The organism is Claveliimonas monacensis, from assembly GCF_014982975.1.
GTDB lineage: Bacteria > Bacillota > Clostridia > Lachnospirales > Lachnospiraceae > Claveliimonas > Claveliimonas monacensis.
In genome coordinates this window covers 86,279-102,593 of record NZ_JADCKL010000001.1, presented here as the reverse complement: position 1 = coordinate 102,593, position 16,315 = coordinate 86,279, and the positions used below count along the sequence as shown (strand labels likewise).

Below are 16,315 nucleotides of genomic sequence, written 5' to 3'. Positions count from 1 at the left end.
TATTACCATCCCGCATCTGTCCCCGTCAATGAAATACCGTGAAAATATTTCACAAAAAAAGAGCCTCTGAAGGCTCTTATTTTTGTATACTTATATGAGACTGTTTTTCAATTTCCACACTCAATACTGATCTCGTTGAACAGCTTCAGGATTTCATCCACGGAAACCTTCTGCTTCTCCTCCCCCTTCATGTCCAGGACGATACCTCCCTGGTGCATCATGAGGAGTCTGTCGCCGTACTCCGTTGCGTACCTGAGATTATGGGTAACCATGATGGTAGTCAGCTTCTTTTCCTTCACAATCTTATCTGTCAGCTCCATGATCAGCTCCGCCGTCTTTGGATCCAGGGCCGCTGTATGTTCATCCAGGATCAAAAATTCAATGGGCGTCATGGTTGACATGAGAAGAGCCATGGCCTGCCGCTGCCCGCCGGAGAGGGAGCCTACTTTGATGTCCAGTTTGTCTTCCAGTCCCAGCCCAAGCTGAGAGAGGCTCTCCCGGTAATAGGAGATCCTGGCTTTGCTGGTCCCTCTGCCAAAGCCATAGACCTTTCCCTTGTTGTCCGCCAGGGACATGTTCTCCAGTATGGTCATAGAGGGACAGGTGCCCATGGCAGGGTTCTGGTATACACGTCCGATCCGGCGGTTACGCCGGAACTCTTTCTCCTTTGTAATGTCCGTGCCGTTGATATATATTTTCCCGGCCTCCACCGGGATACTGCCGCAGATGATGTTCAGCATGGACGTCTTTCCAGAGCCGTTGCTGCCCACTACAGACACGAACTCCCCGTCCTCCACTTTCAGATCAAAATTCTGAAACAGGCACATCTCATTGACAGTGCCGGGGTTATAATATTTATAAATTCCTTTCAGTTCCAGCATCTGTCTTCACCTTCTTTCTTCTCTCCATGCTGATAATCAGAATAACAAGGAACAATACCGCCGTGATCAGCTTCATGGCCTGTGGCTGGAAGTTGCGGATGGCCACGGCCACACAGGCTTTGTAGATCACGGATCCGATGAGCACCGCCGTGGTAGCCTGCATAATGGTGATCTTTCTGAAAAGGCTGGTTCCTATGATCACGCTGGCAAGTCCGATGACGATGGCGCCCGTTCCCATGGATATCTCAAACACCCGCTCCTCCTGGCAGAAAGCGCTTCCCGCCAGAGCCACCAGTCCGTTGGCAATGGCAAGACCCACGATCTTCACATTGCCCTGATCTTTTGCCAGGGAAGTGACAAGCACCGGATTGTCTCCCACCGCCCGCAGCAGATAACCGGATTTTGTCTTCAGATAGAGATCCAGCAGCACCTTGGCGATCACTGTCAGAATCAGAATAATGATCAATGTGGTATAACCCGAGAGATCCTCCGGCACGATCCCATCCAGCCAGTCATTTTTAAAGATGCTGTCCTGGGAGAACAACGGCACGTTGGATGTGCCCGCTATATACAGATTGATGGTCCACAGTGCGGTCATCATGATGATCCCGGACAGCAGATCCCTTACTTTCCCTTTTACGTGGATCAGCCCTGTACAGATCCCTGCCAGGGCCCCCGCTCCAAAGGAGGCCAGCAGGCTCAGATAGGGATTGACACCGTTTGTGATAAGGAGGGCTGTCACAGCTCCCCCGAGCGGGAAGCTGCCGTCCACTGTCAGATCCGGGAAATCCAGTATTTTATATGTGATGTATACACCCAGGGCCAGGATCCCGTAGATCAGTCCCTGCTCCAGTATTGTTATGATAAAATCCATGAAAACTGCCTCGCCTTCTGCTTTGATTCTCTATTCAGCGGATGACTCTGTGATCTCGTCAAAGCTTTCCACCGCGTTTTGTGCCAGTTCTTCCGGCACGGTGACGCCAAGATTTTCCGCCACTTTTGTATTTACGTAGAAGCCTGGTTCTGTAATGGTCTCATAAGCCATATCGGATGCCTGCGCTTCTCCTTTGAGGATCTTTGCCGCCATCTCGCCTGTCTGCTCTCCAAGAGCCACATAATCCAGACCTTCCGCTGCCAGACAGCCGATCCGCACCTGCTCGATCTCGCTTCCGAATACCGGGATGCCTTTCTCATTTGCCTTCTCAAGGATCGTCGGCAGGGAGGCAACCACTGTATTGTCTGTCAGATTGGTGATACAATCCACCTTGCTGATAAGATCGTCCGCTGCCAGGGAGATATCTGCCGTGGAGCTGATGCCGCTCTCCACGATCTCAAAACCGTAATCTCCCGCCAGTTCCTTGTAGGTCTCCAGAGCAGAGATAGAATTTGCCTCACTTGTGGTGTACATGATTCCCACTGTCTCAGCCTCAGGAAGCATCTGACGGATCATTTCAAGCTGCTCCTTAATAGGAAGTTCATCGGAGGTTCCTGTCACATTCCCCACCGGATTGCCATCCTCGTCCGCCAGCTCTGCTGCTACCGGATCTGTCACCGCTGTGTAAACAACCGGGATATCTGTATCCATGGCTGCGTTGTAAGCGCTCTGGGCAGTGGGGGTTGCAATAGCACAGATCAGATCCACCTTGTCAGATACAAAGGCGTCCGAGATCTGACTTGCCGTTCCCATGTCAGCCGCTGCATTCTGGTATTCTACTGTCAGATTTTCTCCCTCAACGATGCCCTCGTTTTCCAGGCCCTTAAGGAAGCCCTCCCTGCAGTTATCCAGGGATCCATGCTCCGCAAACTGTGAGATACCTATTGTGTAGCTGTCCTCACCGGAACCGGAAGTATCAGAGGAGCCGGAGCATCCTGCTGCCATCGCTGTTGTCATCGCCATCGTTAATACTACTGCCATCATTTTTCTTTTCATCATTGTTTTGTTCTCCTTTACTATTGATCTGTTTTTTTGCTGCCGTACAGGAGAGAAAATCTGTGGAGCGCCGGAAATAACACAAAAAACCGTCCCAAACCTAAAGGTTTGAGACGGTAATAAAATCTTTATTATCGCGGTACCACTCAAATTGACAAATGTCCACTTTCTCATGTACTAACATACACTCCTGATTGATAACGGGTTCGGTTCCCGACAAGCCATACTCACTATTCAAAGTTTTCAAGCTGCCCTCGAAAGTCCATTCAACTATCCGCCCTGTATGGCAATCTCACCATCTGCCACTCTCTTTGACATTGCTGTGATAATCTACTTCTCTTTCTCATCGGTTTATAGAATATTTATTTGATATACAATACTTTACTCTGACAAAGCATTTTTGTCAAGAACTTTTTTTACCTTTTAATTACGATCAGTCGTCAATAACCGGTACAGGTTCTTCGGACCAGGCGTCCAGATCGTTTATGTACTTCTTCGTCTCGCTTGCTATAACATTGGACAGAAGGAGTACAGCTATCAGGTTAGGCACAGCCATCAGCGCATTCAGGATGTCTGCCAGAGCCCATACAACGTCCAGGGCGACGATAGGAGCGATCGCTGCCACAAGGATGTAAAGGGTACGGTACACGTAAATAACTTTCTTCCCGGCAAAGTACTCAACTGCACGCTCTCCGTAATAAGCCCATCCAAGAACAGTAGAGTATGCAAAACAGATAATACCAAGTGTCAGGATGATAGGTCCAAGATAGGGGATCTGCTGGAAAGCAAGTGTTGTCAGGACACCGCCGTCCTCAATCTCATCCGCATTGATATTCGGGTTCTTCATAACAGATGTCACGATAACAAGTCCGGACATAAGACAAACAACAACTGTATCCCAGAATGTACCTGTGGAGGATACCAGCGCCTGACGCACCGGGTTCCTTGTCTGTGCTGCTGCAGCCGCGATGGGAGCGGAACCCATACCTGACTCATTGGAGAAAAGGCCTCTGGCAACACCGAATCTCATAGCTGCCATGATACCTGTTCCCACAAGTCCGCCTGCCGCGGCGCCCGGTGTGAAGGCCAAGGTGCAGATCGTCTTGATGGCCGGGATGATATAATCGTAGTTGATGCCGAGGATGATGAGACATCCCAGCACATAGAAGATGGCCATGAAGGGCACCAGCTTCTCACACACGTTTGCGATGGATTTGATGCCGCCGAAGATAACGATGGCTGTCAGCACTGCGATCACGATACCGATGATCCAGCCAGGAATCCCCACGTTCTCCTCCACGATGTTAGCGATAGCGTTCACCTGCGTGGCACATCCGATACCAAAGGATGCAAAGCCAGCGAAGATAGCGAAGATAAGTCCCAGTATCTTGCCGAAGGGCTGCCATTTCAGTCCTCTGGAGAGAGCGTACATGGCACCGCCCTGCATACGTCCGTCCTTTGTCTTCACGCGGTATTTCACGGCGATCAGGGACTCGGAATACTTTGTGGCGATCCCGAACACACCGGAGAGCCAGCACCAGAGCACCGCTCCGGGGCCTCCAAGAGCAATGGCTGTTCCCACGCCGACGATGTTGCCGGTTCCGATAGTAGCCGCCAGGGCTGTAGTCAGGGCTCCAAAGTTGGATACTTCACCTTCCGCTTCAGGATCTCTCGTAACGGAAAGCTTGATTCCCTTGCTGATAGACTTCCACTGGATGAAGCCAGTGCGGAATGTCATAAATACATGGGTTCCAAAGAGGAGGATGATAATCCACCATCCCCAGATCACATCGTCGATCGCATAGATTGCATTACTGATAGATTCAAACATAAAATGCCCCCTTTTTCTTTTTTCTCTGCGATTTTCCTTTACAAACAGCTACATAACAATACACGAAGAACTGCCTCCTCTTCATGTTCGTTTATAACATTCTATCAGAATTTTCTGATAATGGCAATACCCGTTATAAATATAACATATAAATAACAGCAGTTATAAGAATAATATATATTCTTTGAATTTCATGTATGCTATAGAATACAAAAAAGGCATGTGCGAAGACTTATTAGACACCTTCGCCCACACCTATTATGCATGGATGTATTATACGCCCGAAAAACCGGCCATGTCAAGGGACAAGCCCAAACAATTTTCAGACTTTGGTCACATTTCCTACACATTCTCTTACTAAAATGATGAGAAATTGTAATCTAAAGGAGGTATCACTTTGATCGAAGTCAGAAATCTGGTGAAATACTACGGCGATCACATGGCTGTAGATCACCTGAATTTTACCATCCAGAAGGGACAGATCTATGGATTCCTCGGGCCCAACGGCGCAGGGAAATCCACAACTATGAATATCATGACAGGGTACCTTGGGGCCACCGAGGGCCAGATACTCATCAACGGGCACGATATCCTCGCAGAACCTTACAAGGCCAAGAGGGATATCGGCTATCTGCCGGAGCAGCCGCCCCTTTACATGGACATGACAGTTCTGGAATACCTGAAGTTTGTGGCTGCTCTGAAACTCATCGACAAAAGCATCAAGAGTGCACAGCTTGACCAGGTGATCAGCCTGGTACGTCTGGAGCCTGTCAAAAACAGACTCATCAAAAACCTTTCCAAAGGTTACCGCCAGCGTGTCGGGCTTGCCGGTGCGCTCATCGGTTTCCCGGAGATCATCATCCTGGATGAGCCCACAGTCGGCCTGGATCCTCAGCAGATCATTGAGATCCGTCAGCTGATCCGAGGACTTGCCAAAGACCACACCGTTATCCTCAGCTCCCACATCCTGTCCGAGGTGCGGGAGGTCTGCGACCACATCATGATCATCTACCAGGGAAAGCTGGTAGCCAGCGACACGCCGGAAAACCTGGAACAGAAGATGCAAGGGAACGAGACGATAGAGCTGCTCGTCAAAGGCAGCCCGCGAGGATATTTTCTGGACATTCTGCAAAAACGAGCTTCCTCTGCTCCGCCTGGCCAACACCCGGACCACTCTGGAGGATATTTTCCTGGAGCTCACCTCTTCAGAGTCCTCCCGGAACAATGACAGCACAAAGGAGGATCCAACAGATGAGAGCAATTTATAAAAGAGAGCTGGACTCCTATTTCCACTCTATGATCGGTTACGTATTTATCGCCTTTTTCCTTGCTTTTACAGGAGTATATTTCATGGCGTACAACCTGAATTACGGATATCCCATATTTTCCTATGTGCTCAGTTCCCTTGTGTTCATTCTGCTGATCGCCATCCCTGTACTCACCATGAAGAGCTTCTCGGAAGACAGGAAAAGCAGGACAGACCAGCTTCTTCTGACAGCCCCGGTGTCCCTGGGACAGATCGTTATGGGAAAATATCTGGCCATGGAGACAGTCTACCTGATCCCCAGCCTGGTATTCTGTCTCTATCCACTTGTAATCAAGATGCAGGGAAATGCCTATCTGCTGACTGACTACTGCGGCATCCTTATGTTCTTCCTGATGGGGTGTGTGTTCATATCCATCGGCATGTTTCTCTCCTCCCTGACAGAGAGTCAGATCATTGCGGCCATCTCTTCTTTCGGCGTGCTTCTGGTCCTCTATCTGTGGGACGGAATTTTAGGCTTCCTGCCCTCTTCCGCCCTTCTGAACCTGATCATTCTCCTGGTGCTTTTAAGTCTGGTCAGTGTCCTTGTCTGGCACATAACAGGGAATCTGGTTATCGCAGGCGTCCTGGAACTCTTCTTCCTGGCCGCAGGTATTATCGTCTACGCAGTAGATTCCAGCCTCTATGAGAACCTGCTGCCAGATGTGTTGGGAAAGCTGGATCTGACAGCGCCTCTGACGGACGTAGTGGCCAGCAGCCTGCTGGATACAGGCAGTATCATCTTGTACCTTTCTGTCATCGGGCTCTTCATCTTCCTGACAATGCAGTCCATACAGAAAAGACGCTGGAGTTAGGAGGAACGCAAAATCATGGATAAGATCAAACATTCATTTAACAAACAGTATTGCATCAAAGCAGGGCAGCTACAGCGTGGGACTGACCGCCCTCGTTATCGCCATTGTGGTGCTCATCAACCTCATTGTGGGGCAGCTTCCCAGCCAGGTCCGGCAGATCGACATCAGCACCAACAACATCTACGAGATCACGGACACGAGCCGGGAACTGCTGGACGGTCTGGACAGGGATGTGACTTTTACGGTGCTGGCTGACAAAAGCAGCACGGACGAGCGCATCCGGAATTTTATAGACAGGTACAGCGCCCTCTCCAGCCACATCAGCGTGGAGTGGATCGACCCGGTGCTGCACCCCTCGGCTCTCACAACCTACAGCGCTGACTCCGACACCATCGTGGTATCCTGCGATGACACGGACCGGAGCACGACGGTCGCCTTCAGCGATATCATCAACTACGATGAGATGTCCTACTACACCACCGGGAGCGCCACTGAATCGGAGTTTGACGGAGAGGGGCAGCTGTCCAGCGCCGTCAACTATGTGACCACAGACGTGACCAGGAATGTGTACTACACCTCCGGCCACGGGGAGAGCTCTCTGTCCTCCTCTGTCACGGACCTGCTGGGCAAGTCCTCCCTGACACTGACCGAGCTGAACCTGATGATGGCCTCCTCCATCCCGGAGGACTGTGACCTGCTCCTCATGGACGCCCCGGCCAACGACCTGTCGGAGGACGAGGTTTCCATGCTCACGGACTATATGGACGGAGGCGGCCACCTCTTTGTCATCCTGGGCAGCGATGTCAGCCAGACTCCCAACCTGGCCTCCTTCCTGGAGACATACGGGCTGACCTCTGCCGGCGGCTATATTGCAGATATGCAGAGGAGCTACCAGGGAAACTACTACTACATCTTTCCCGAGCTCTCCGTGTCCGGCGACATGGCAAACGAGCTCCAGTCAGATATGGTCCTCCTGGTCAATGCCAACGGGCTGGTGGAGGGAACTCCCTCCCGGGACACCATCACTCTGACCCCCTTCATGACCACCTCCTCCAGCGGCTACGCTGTGACAGAGGACGGCCAGTCCACTCAGGGGACCTATGTGCTGGGAGCCACGGCCACGGAGAACGACAGCCGGCTCACGGTCATCAGCTCAGAGTCCCTGATCGACGAGACTATCACGAGCCAGTTTACCAATATCGAGAACCTGACTCTGTTCGTGAACTCTGTGACTGCCAATTTTGACGACATAGAGAACCTTTCCATCGAGCCCAAGAGCCTGCAGATCGAGTACAACACCATGCAGTACACCGGTCTCATCGGTCTGGCAGCCATCGTCGGCATCCCCGTCGTCTTCCTGCTGTACGGCCTGCGCCGGTGGATGAAGCGTAGAAAAGCGTAAGGAGGAAATCTGGATATGGATATAAGAAAACACCTACGCCTCCCTGACTGCCACCAGACAGATCGACGAGCCGGACGCTCTGTCCGACTACGGGCTTGACAGTCCGGCCTACACAGTCCAGGCCACAGACGCCGATGGGAACACCACCACCTTCTCCGTCGGGGACGCGGCGGATGAGAACTACTATCTCACTGTGGACAGCGCCCAGGCGCCTGTCTACACAGTCACCAGCTCGTCTGTATCTGTCCTACAGTACGATCTGGACACGCTGGTAGAGAAGGACACTATGCCCGCCATTGGGAGCGGCAATCTTCTGACAGCGGAATTTACAGAGAACGGGCAGACAACCACCTACTCCTCCGACGATGAGGAGCAGAGCGAGACCATCGCCACCATCGCCGGCGGATATGGGGCCATGACCCTCACTGACCTGGCCAGCTATCACGCCACCGCGGAGGAGCTGACGACCTTCGGACTGGACGAAGCGTCCCGGACCACGGTCACCCTGACCTACCAGGAGTCATCCTCCGACAGCTCCGACTCTGACTCCGGGGACAGCGAAGAGGAGGACAGCGGCAGTCTGACCTACACCCTCTACCTGGGCAGCGACTCGGGGGACGGCACCAGGTACGTGCAGGTGCAGGACTCCGACCTGGTGTACCTGGTGAGCAGCGATGTGCTGAACAACCTGCTTGGCATAGGAAACAGCACAGAAGAATGATCGCGTGCACCGCAAAGGGCGGACCGCATCCGGGAGAAGCTCCCGGGCGCAGGTCCGCCCTCTTTCATCTTGTCCTTCCTGTTATTTTTTCAGGATGAGGGCCACAAAGACCAGATCCTCTGTCCCTGTGTTCTTCACCCCGTGGCCGTCCCCGTCCTTGCAGAAGGTCACATCCCCCGCCTCGATGGGAACTGCCTTCCCATTGTCGTCGTACATGCCGCTGCCGCTGAGCACGTAGTAGGTCTCTGTCTCCCCGTGGTGCTCGTGATGGCCCAGCTCACAGCCCGGCTTTATGGTCACGCGGCTGAACATCTTGCAGTGCTCTCCCAGCTCCTCGCCTGTGATGAGGGCCTCCTTCATGATAAATCCCGCGCCGCCGTTGACATGCTCTGCCTTGACAGTCTCTCTCTCTGATGCTTTTGTCATAGTGACATTCCTCCTTTGAACTGATCTGCCACTATTTTATCACACTGTCTCACTCATTGACAATCTTATAATACTCTCTCGCCGTGACGGCAAAGACCATCACATAGAAGACGGCGAACACCAGCACCGTGGCCGCCGTGCAGGCCAGGAACAAAGGCGTGTTGACAAGACCCAGCATGGCCAGCAGCTTGTCGATGACATTGAAGGCCACCGCAATGTGGATCACCGCCACCACAAGGGGCAGGAAGAACACCAGAAGCACCTGGCTCCGTATAGACCGCCTGACCTCCCGCTTTCCCATGCCCACCTTCTGCATGATCTGGTACCGCTCCCTGTCATCGTAGCCCTCTGAAATCTGCTTGTAGTAGATGATGAGCACGGTGGCTATGAGGAACATGGAACCCAGGTAGAGGCCGATGAAGAAGAGACTTCCATACAGGGAGAAGAAGTTCTCCCGGCTCAGTTCCCTGTTCTCGCACACAGCCCCGGGCACCTCCCGGCCCACACGGTCCGCAATGCTCTGCACCGCCGCCAGACAGTCCTCCCGGCTGCCTCCCATATCAAAGTAGGTGGAGTACTGGAGAGCGCCGTTCACCACGCCCATATCCAGTATGGACTGCACATCCGGCATGATCAGATACCAGCCGGTGACCACCCGGGCCACGCTCTTGTCCTCCAGCCGGAAATCCTTCAGCTCCTTCACCACCTTCAGCTCTTTTCCGTTGACTGTGATGGTGTCCCGGCCGTAGCTGCCCTCGTCGGTGACGAAGAGGATGACCTCGTCCGGGGCGAGCTCCGTGGGGTCCCCCTGGACCTTCTGGTAGTCCTCCAGAGGGATAAAATACATCTCCTGTATATCCTCCACCGTGTAGTCCACAGTCTGGCTGTTGGTAAAGGCTGTGTCGCTCTGCCGGAGCACGGCGGTGGCGCCGTACCTGTAGGACATGCCGTCCTCCTTCTCCACATGGCGGGCAGAGAGCTCCTCCTCCACGATCCGGTCTATGGACGAAATGGTCGCCGGATCGGAGGCGTCCGCCGTGGTGATGCAGTAATCGTAGGGGAACCGCTGGTCCAGTATATCCTCCATCCCCGCGTAAAGGCTCACCGTGCTGGAGATGAGCACCAGCACAATGGTGCTCAGGATGCAGATATTGGCAAGCCCCGCCGCGTTCTGCTTCATCCGGTAGATCATGCCCGACACCGCTGTGAAATGATTTGCCTTGTAGTAGAAATTTTTCTTTTTCCTGAGCGCCTTCAGGACAGCGATGCTGCCCGCGATGAAGAGACAGTAGGTGCCTATGATAACAAGGACGACTGCCACGATAAAGGTGTCGATGGCGTCAATGGGCCGCTCCGTAGTGATCGCCAGATAGTATCCCACTCCCATTGCCAGCACGCCGACAAGAGCAAGGAGCCACTTTGTCCTCGGCTCCCTCTCCCCCACATTGCCGCCCCGCAGGAGTTCCACCGGATTGGCCAGCTTTACCTGAAAAAGGTTGTAGAGCCATGTCAGGAAAAAGATAAAGGTAAAGAGGACCGCCGTGTAGAGGATGGAGGGCAGGGAGATATGGAAGCGTATGCCCACATCATACTGCAGGATGCGCAGGAGGAGAAGATGCATCAGCTTCCCGAAGACCATGCCTCCCAGTATCCCCAGCACCAGGCTGACAGCCCATATGATCAGCGTCTCTACAGTGAGCATCCTGCCGATGTGTCCCTTCCCCATGCCCAGGATATTGTAGACCGCAATCTCCTTCTTCCTCCTCCTGATGAGAAAGCTGTTTGTGTAAAACAGGAAGATGAGGGAAAAAAGGGTCATCACCGGTATGGTGAGGAAGAGGACTGTGGTCACATTCCTGTTTCCGATGCTGTCATTCCTGGCCAGAGTATCCATCATGTAGTACATCATGACCGTGAGCACGGCCGTCAGCATGAAGGGAACATAGGTCTTCCCGTTGTTCTTTATATTGGTAACCGCCAGCTTTGCGTAGATCCTGCTGCTCACCTCTTCTCACCTCCCGTAGCCAGAACGGTCAGTGTGTCCGAAATCTTCTGGTAGAGCTGCTCGTTTGTCAGGCTGCCTCTGTAGAGCTGGTGGAACACTTCCCCGTCCTTGATGAACAGGACCCGCCCCGCCGTGCTGGCCGCCTTCACACTGTGGGTCACCATGAGGATAGTCTGGCCGTCTCTGTTGATCTGCATGAACATTCCCAGCAGCTCGTCTGCAGACCGGGAGTCCAGGGCGCCCGTGGGCTCATCTGCCAGGATAAGCTGGGGCTTTGTGATGAGTGCTCTTGCCACCGCGGCCCTCTGCTTCTGTCCTCCCGACACCTCGTAGGGAAATTTGCCAAGGATTTCCCGGATACCCAGCTTTTGCGCTATGGGCTGGAGGCGGCGGTCCATCTCCTCATACTTCTTTCCCGACAGGACCAGGGGCAGGAAAATGTTGTCCCTCAGGGAAAAGGTATCCAGCAGATTGAAGTCCTGAAAGACAAAACCCAGGTTCTGCCTGCGGAAGGCCGCCATCTCCTTTTCCTTCACCTTTCCGATATCATTTCCCTTCAGATAGACTCTCCCGGCGGTCGGCTGGTCCAGCGCCGCCAGGATGTTGAGGAGGGTGGTCTTGCCTGAGCCGGACTCACCCATGATCGCCACATACTCGCCGGGTTCAACAGAGAAGCTCACATTTCGCAGCGCCTCCACCTGGCTGCCGCCAAACCGGGTCGTATATATTTTCTTTACATTTTTCACTTCCAGTAATGCCATGAAAATAACCTGCCTTTCTCTTCGTATGTTCTGTAGACATTATACCGAAGGAAAGGCAGGCTATCCATTTTTTCATATTACATTTCCAGGTCTGTACCTTACATTTTTGTCACACAGCGGCTGTCTCCCTAAAGCCGGCTCACTCCCTCCAGAGCCACCACTGTCTCCATGATGAGGAAGAGGAGCATCCAGAAGGTGGTGAAAGCCCACAGCCAGTACCTCCTGGGCGGGCGGTTCCGCCGCCACCAGGAGACGACCTTCTCTCTCTCCTTCACAAGGATGACGCAGGCCGCCAGGAAGAAAAATCCCGGCACGCCGTACTCCAGCACCGCCCCGGCCGTCTTCGGGAGAGCCCCCGCCAGCCGCCCCAGGAGGTCGCTGAACACCAGATTGTTGAGAACATGGATCAGGATGGACCACCCTATGGAGTACTCCACCGCCACATATCCGAAGACCAGCCCCGCTCCCACCGCGAAGGTGCCCTGCAGGAAATTCCCGTGCATGGCGCCAAAGAGGACAGCGGACAGGACGATCGCAAACCCTTTGCCCCCTCCCAGCAGCCTTCTCAATACAAATCCCCTGAATACAAGCTCCTCCGCCACAGGCCCTATCAGGGAGGCGTAGAGGAACATGGGCAGGTCGCCGCTCACTGCCGATGCACTCTCAGCCGCGTTCTTAAGAGTCAGTCCAAAGGGATTGAGGACCAGTTCTGCCAGGAGAGCCGCCACAGTAAAGATTGTCTGGCAGGCCATAAAAACGCAGAATATCCGGATAAAATTTCCGGCCTCCATCTTTCGGCTGCTCCGGAATGCCTCCCTCACAAGACCTGTCCTGCGGCTGGCTATGGCCAGGAAGAGAAGTCCTCCGCACACGCCCGCAATACTCAGTATCCCCAGGAAAGAGCCCATGTTCTGCCCAAAGGCCCCCACCGCCCGGTCTGCCGCCTGCTCTGACCCGGCTCCGGCCATGATGGCGATGGTCCTGATAGCGACAGCTCCGAACATGACGGCTACCATGATCAGATTGTAGAAAAAAATATAGCCCGCTGTGCGGTTTGTCATTTTCCGTACCTGTTTTTTCATCTCTCTTTGTTACCTCCTTGTACCCCTACTATAGCCCCCAGACAAAAAGAGCACACATCCTCTGTTGCGAATGGTGCTCTTTTTGTTGTGAAAGGTGTAAAGGAGCTGCGGGCCCGTCAGTCCCTCTGTCAGTCCTTCTGTCCTTTTATCTTTCTCATATGCTCCTTGATCCGCCTCTCATATCCCATGTCCCCGGGCTCATAGAACCGGGTGCCCTGTATCTCGTCAGGCAGGTACTGCTGCTCCACATAGTGGTTCGGGTAATCGTGGGCGTACTTGTAGCCTGTGCCGCGGCCCAGGTCCTTCGCCCCCCTGTAGTGGGCGTCCTGAAGATGCGCAGGCACGGTGGTCTTGCAGCGCCCCACATTCTCCATGGCGGCAAAAATGGCGTTCACCGCCGAGTTGCTCTTGGGGGCCGTGGCCACGTAGAGCGCTGCCTGGGACAGGATGATCTGGGCCTCCGGCATCCCCACCCGCTCCACCGCCTGGGCGGCGGAGACCGCCACGGTGAGAGCCATAGGGTCCGCATTTCCCACATCCTCCGAAGCGCATATCATGATCCTGCGGGCGATAAACTTGATATCCTCCCCCGCGTAGAGCATTTTGGCCAGATAGTACACGGCCGCATCCGGGTCTGACCCTCTCATGCTCTTGATAAAGGCGGAGATGGTGTCGTAGTGATTATCCCCGGTCTTGTCGTAGCGGACCACCCGCTTCTGGATGCACTCGGAGGCCACCTCCAGAGTCAGGTGGATCTTTCCGTCGGCGGACCGCTCTGTGGTCAGCACACCCAGCTCCACCGCGTTCAGGGCGTTCCTTGCGTCTCCCCCCGCCACGTCCGCCAGGAATTCCAGAGCGTCCTCATCGATCACCGCGTCATAGCTGCCCATCCCCTTCTCTTTATCGTAGACCGCCCGGTTGATGAGGGTCTTCACATCCTCCTTGCTCAGGGGATAGAGTTCAAAGATGCTGGACCTGGAGATGAGAGCCCCGTTTACCTCGAAATAGGGGTTCTCCGTGGTGGCCCCGATGAGGGTGATGGTTCCGTCCTCCACAAAAGGAAGGAGATAGTCCTGCTGCCCCTTGTTGAACCTGTGTATCTCATCCACAAAGAGGATGGTCCGGCGGCCGTACATTCCCTGCCGCTCCTTCGCCTGGCGGACCACCTCCTCCATGTCTTTCTTTCCCGCCACTGTGGCGTTGATCTGGGTGAACTCCGCCTTCGTGGTGTGGGCGATGACCTTGGCAAGGGTAGTCTTCCCGGTTCCCGGCGGGCCGTAGAAAATGAGGGAGCCCAGCTTGTCCGCCTTGATGGCCCGGTAGAGGAGCTTGTCCTTCCCGATGATGTGCTGCTGGCCCACCACCTCCTCCAGCGTCTCCGGCCGCAGCCTGGAGGCCAGGGGAGACTCCCTGTCCATATTCTGTTCTCTTGCGTACTCAAATAGATCCATATCTGTTCTGCCACCTTTCCAGCCTAAAGTCCTGCTATATCCCGCACCACTTCCCCCGCGATGAGAAGGCCTGCCACAGGGGGTGTAAAGGAAATGCTTCCCGGCAGGCTCCTCCTTTGTCCCTTGTCCTCCCCCGTGTCCCGTCCTGATACGTCCACAGGCTTTTCTTTGGAGTAGAGCACCTTCACATGCTCGATCCCCCGCTTTTTCAGCTCTCTTCGCATCACCTTGCAGAGGGGGCACACGGAGGTCCGGCTTATATCTTCAATCTCAAAGAGCTCCGGATGGAGCTTGTTTCCTGTCCCCATGCAGCTGATGACGGGGATGCGCTCCCTGTCCGCCCTCTCGATCACCGCCAGCTTTGCCGTCACCGTGTCAATGGCGTCCACGATGTAGTCCGGCCTCTCCGCAAAAAGCGGGTCTGTATTGTCCGCCAGGACAAAGGTCTCAAAGGTCTGTACCTCCGTCTCAGGGCAGATATCCTGTATCCGCTCCCGCATCACCTCCGTCTTGTACCGGCCCACCGTGCTGTGGCAGGCGATGGACTGGCGGTTGATGTTGGTCATGGACACCCTGTCATTGTCCACCAGGATGAGACGCCCCACCCCGGCCCTTGCCAGAGCCTCGATGCAGTGGGAGCCCACGCCTCCCACCCCCAGCACCATGACCGAGGAGCTTCGTATTTTCTGCAGCTTCTCCTCCCCTATGAGGAGCGCTGTCCTTGCAAATTCATCTGCTGTATATTCCTGTTCTCTCAATTCTGTCATCCTTTTTGCCTTTTCTTTCTGCTTTTTTCCCTGCTTTTCAGCGCTGCCTTCACTGAAACGCCGATTTTCATATCGCCGCGCATGCCTGCGGTCCATGCCTCACGCCCTGCAGCGGCGCGCCCCTCAGGGCAGCACCAGCTCATCTGCCGTCACGAACGCAAATCCTTCGTCCCGGAGGATATCCACGATGCGCAGCGCCGCCTCCACGGAGGACTCGTAGCAGTCGTGCAGTAAAATGATATCACCATCCTCCGCCTCCGTCACTACCTTTTCTACGATCTGGTCCGTATTTTCCGTAGTCCAGTCCAGCGGATCCACCGTCCACAGGACCGGCAGTACCTGCAGCTCCTCCTCCAGCCTCTCGTCCCAGACGCCAAAGGGCGGGCGCACATAGTCTGTGTGCTTTCCCGTGATAAGGTAGATGACTTTGTCTGTATCCCCTATTTCCCGGCGCAGATGCTCCTCATCCTCCAGATCCAGCTGGACGTGGTGATAGGTGTGGTTCCCGATGAGATGTCCCTCCCGGTCCATCCGCTCCACGATTTCCGGGTACTGCACCGCGTACATGCCGATAAGGAAAAAGGTGGCCCGCACATTCCGCTCCTTCAGTCCGTCCAGCAGCTTTGGCGTCCAGTCGGGGCTGGGGCCGTCGTCAAAGGTGAGCGCCACCTGCCGGGACTTTTCGTCCTCCTGCGCCTCAGCCTTGCTGCCCGCATCGGTCTCCGCCATCCTGCCTCCTGCACCGGTCTCCACTGTCCCGCCGCCTGTGCCGGTCTCCCGGGCCGGCGCCTCTGTCTTCGCTGTCATTTTGCTGGCCCCGGCCTGTTCTCTGAAGGAGCCGGCCAGGACCGGCAGGAGCAGGGCGCAGGCATACAGAAGGAACACGGCCCTCTTCCCTGGAAGCTTCATCTTTCCTCTCCCCCTGGGGCTTTTCTTCATA

General features: G+C 54.4%; 14 protein-coding genes, 1 pseudogene and 1 other annotated feature. Of the genes and pseudogenes, 4 read left to right on the top strand and 11 right to left on the bottom strand.

What is annotated here, in order from left to right; translation table 11 throughout:
* Positions 1-107 precede the first annotated feature (107 nt).
* The 4 genes from INF30_RS00455 to INF30_RS00440 all read right to left on the bottom strand — a co-directional run bounded on the left by INF30_RS00455 (position 108) and on the right by INF30_RS00440 (position 4,642).
* On the bottom strand, positions 108-881 hold the full coding sequence (locus INF30_RS00455) for an ABC transporter ATP-binding protein (protein WP_226393892.1): 774 nt from the start codon (positions 879-881) through the stop codon (positions 108-110).
* Positions 856-1,755 (bottom strand): ABC transporter permease, encoded by a 900-nt coding sequence (locus INF30_RS00450; RefSeq protein WP_226393891.1) that lies wholly within the window; start codon positions 1,753-1,755, stop codon positions 856-858. Before INF30_RS00450 ends, INF30_RS00455 begins: the two co-directional genes overlap by 26 nt.
* 30 nt (positions 1,756-1,785) lie before the next feature.
* The gene (locus tag INF30_RS00445) at positions 1,786-2,811 is read right to left on the bottom strand and encodes an ABC transporter substrate-binding protein (protein WP_076780916.1); all 1,026 of its coding nucleotides are present in this window, start codon (positions 2,809-2,811) and stop codon (positions 1,786-1,788) included.
* 106 nt (positions 2,812-2,917) lie between these two features.
* Positions 2,918-3,167 (bottom strand) — a binding site (T-box leader).
* 77 nt (positions 3,168-3,244) lie between these two features.
* Complete coding sequence (locus INF30_RS00440; protein ID WP_076777924.1) at positions 3,245-4,642, bottom strand: alanine/glycine:cation symporter family protein; 1,398 nt, start codon at positions 4,640-4,642, stop codon at positions 3,245-3,247.
* A 397-nt stretch (positions 4,643-5,039) separates the two neighbouring features.
* Here INF30_RS00440 and INF30_RS00435 point away from each other — a divergent pair.
* From INF30_RS00435 to INF30_RS00420, 4 genes and pseudogenes are all read left to right on the top strand, one after another.
* A pseudogene (locus INF30_RS00435) lies at positions 5,040-5,910 on the top strand (ABC transporter ATP-binding protein).
* Positions 5,894-6,760 (top strand): ABC transporter permease, encoded by an 867-nt coding sequence (locus INF30_RS00430; protein ID WP_226393890.1) that lies wholly within the window; start codon positions 5,894-5,896, stop codon positions 6,758-6,760. The pseudogene INF30_RS00435 and the gene INF30_RS00430 overlap by 17 nt, the downstream one beginning before the upstream one ends.
* A 76-nt stretch (positions 6,761-6,836) precedes the next feature.
* Positions 6,837-8,162 (top strand): GldG family protein, encoded by a 1,326-nt coding sequence (locus INF30_RS00425; RefSeq protein ID WP_226393889.1) that lies wholly within the window; start codon positions 6,837-6,839, stop codon positions 8,160-8,162.
* A gap of 43 nt (positions 8,163-8,205) precedes the next feature.
* Positions 8,206-8,883 carry a DUF4340 domain-containing protein gene (locus tag INF30_RS00420; protein WP_226394178.1) on the top strand — a complete coding sequence of 226 codons (678 nt, stop codon included), beginning with the start codon at positions 8,206-8,208 and terminating at the stop codon, positions 8,881-8,883.
* Between the two features lie 81 nt (positions 8,884-8,964).
* Here the strand turns inward: INF30_RS00420 and INF30_RS00415 are convergent, their stop codons facing one another.
* The 7 genes from INF30_RS00415 to INF30_RS00385 form a co-directional block, all read right to left on the bottom strand.
* Positions 8,965-9,309, bottom strand: a complete 345-nt coding sequence (locus tag INF30_RS00415) for a cupin domain-containing protein (RefSeq protein ID WP_076777928.1) — start codon at positions 9,307-9,309, stop codon at positions 8,965-8,967.
* 49 nt (positions 9,310-9,358) lie between these two features.
* Positions 9,359-11,314, bottom strand: coding sequence for an ABC transporter permease (locus INF30_RS00410; protein WP_087172835.1), 1,956 nt, complete (start codon positions 11,312-11,314; stop codon positions 9,359-9,361).
* Complete coding sequence (locus tag INF30_RS00405) at positions 11,311-12,075, bottom strand: ABC transporter ATP-binding protein (protein ID WP_033125358.1); 765 nt, start codon at positions 12,073-12,075, stop codon at positions 11,311-11,313. The genes INF30_RS00410 and INF30_RS00405 overlap by 4 nt, the downstream gene beginning before the upstream one ends.
* 128 nt (positions 12,076-12,203) lie before the next feature.
* Positions 12,204-13,157, bottom strand: a complete 954-nt coding sequence (locus INF30_RS00400; RefSeq protein WP_087172834.1) for a CPBP family intramembrane glutamic endopeptidase — start codon at positions 13,155-13,157, stop codon at positions 12,204-12,206.
* Positions 13,158-13,285: 128 nt separating this feature from the next.
* The gene (locus INF30_RS00395; protein ID WP_226393888.1) at positions 13,286-14,608 is read right to left on the bottom strand and encodes a replication-associated recombination protein A; all 1,323 of its coding nucleotides are present in this window, start codon (positions 14,606-14,608) and stop codon (positions 13,286-13,288) included.
* A 23-nt stretch (positions 14,609-14,631) separates the two neighbouring features.
* Complete coding sequence (locus INF30_RS00390) at positions 14,632-15,366, bottom strand: tRNA threonylcarbamoyladenosine dehydratase (RefSeq protein ID WP_226393887.1); 735 nt, start codon at positions 15,364-15,366, stop codon at positions 14,632-14,634.
* A gap of 132 nt (positions 15,367-15,498) precedes the next feature.
* A complete protein-coding gene (locus tag INF30_RS00385) occupies positions 15,499-16,284 on the bottom strand; it encodes a polysaccharide deacetylase family protein (protein ID WP_226393886.1) in 786 nt (261 codons plus the stop codon).
* Between the last annotated feature and the right edge of the window lie 31 nt (positions 16,285-16,315).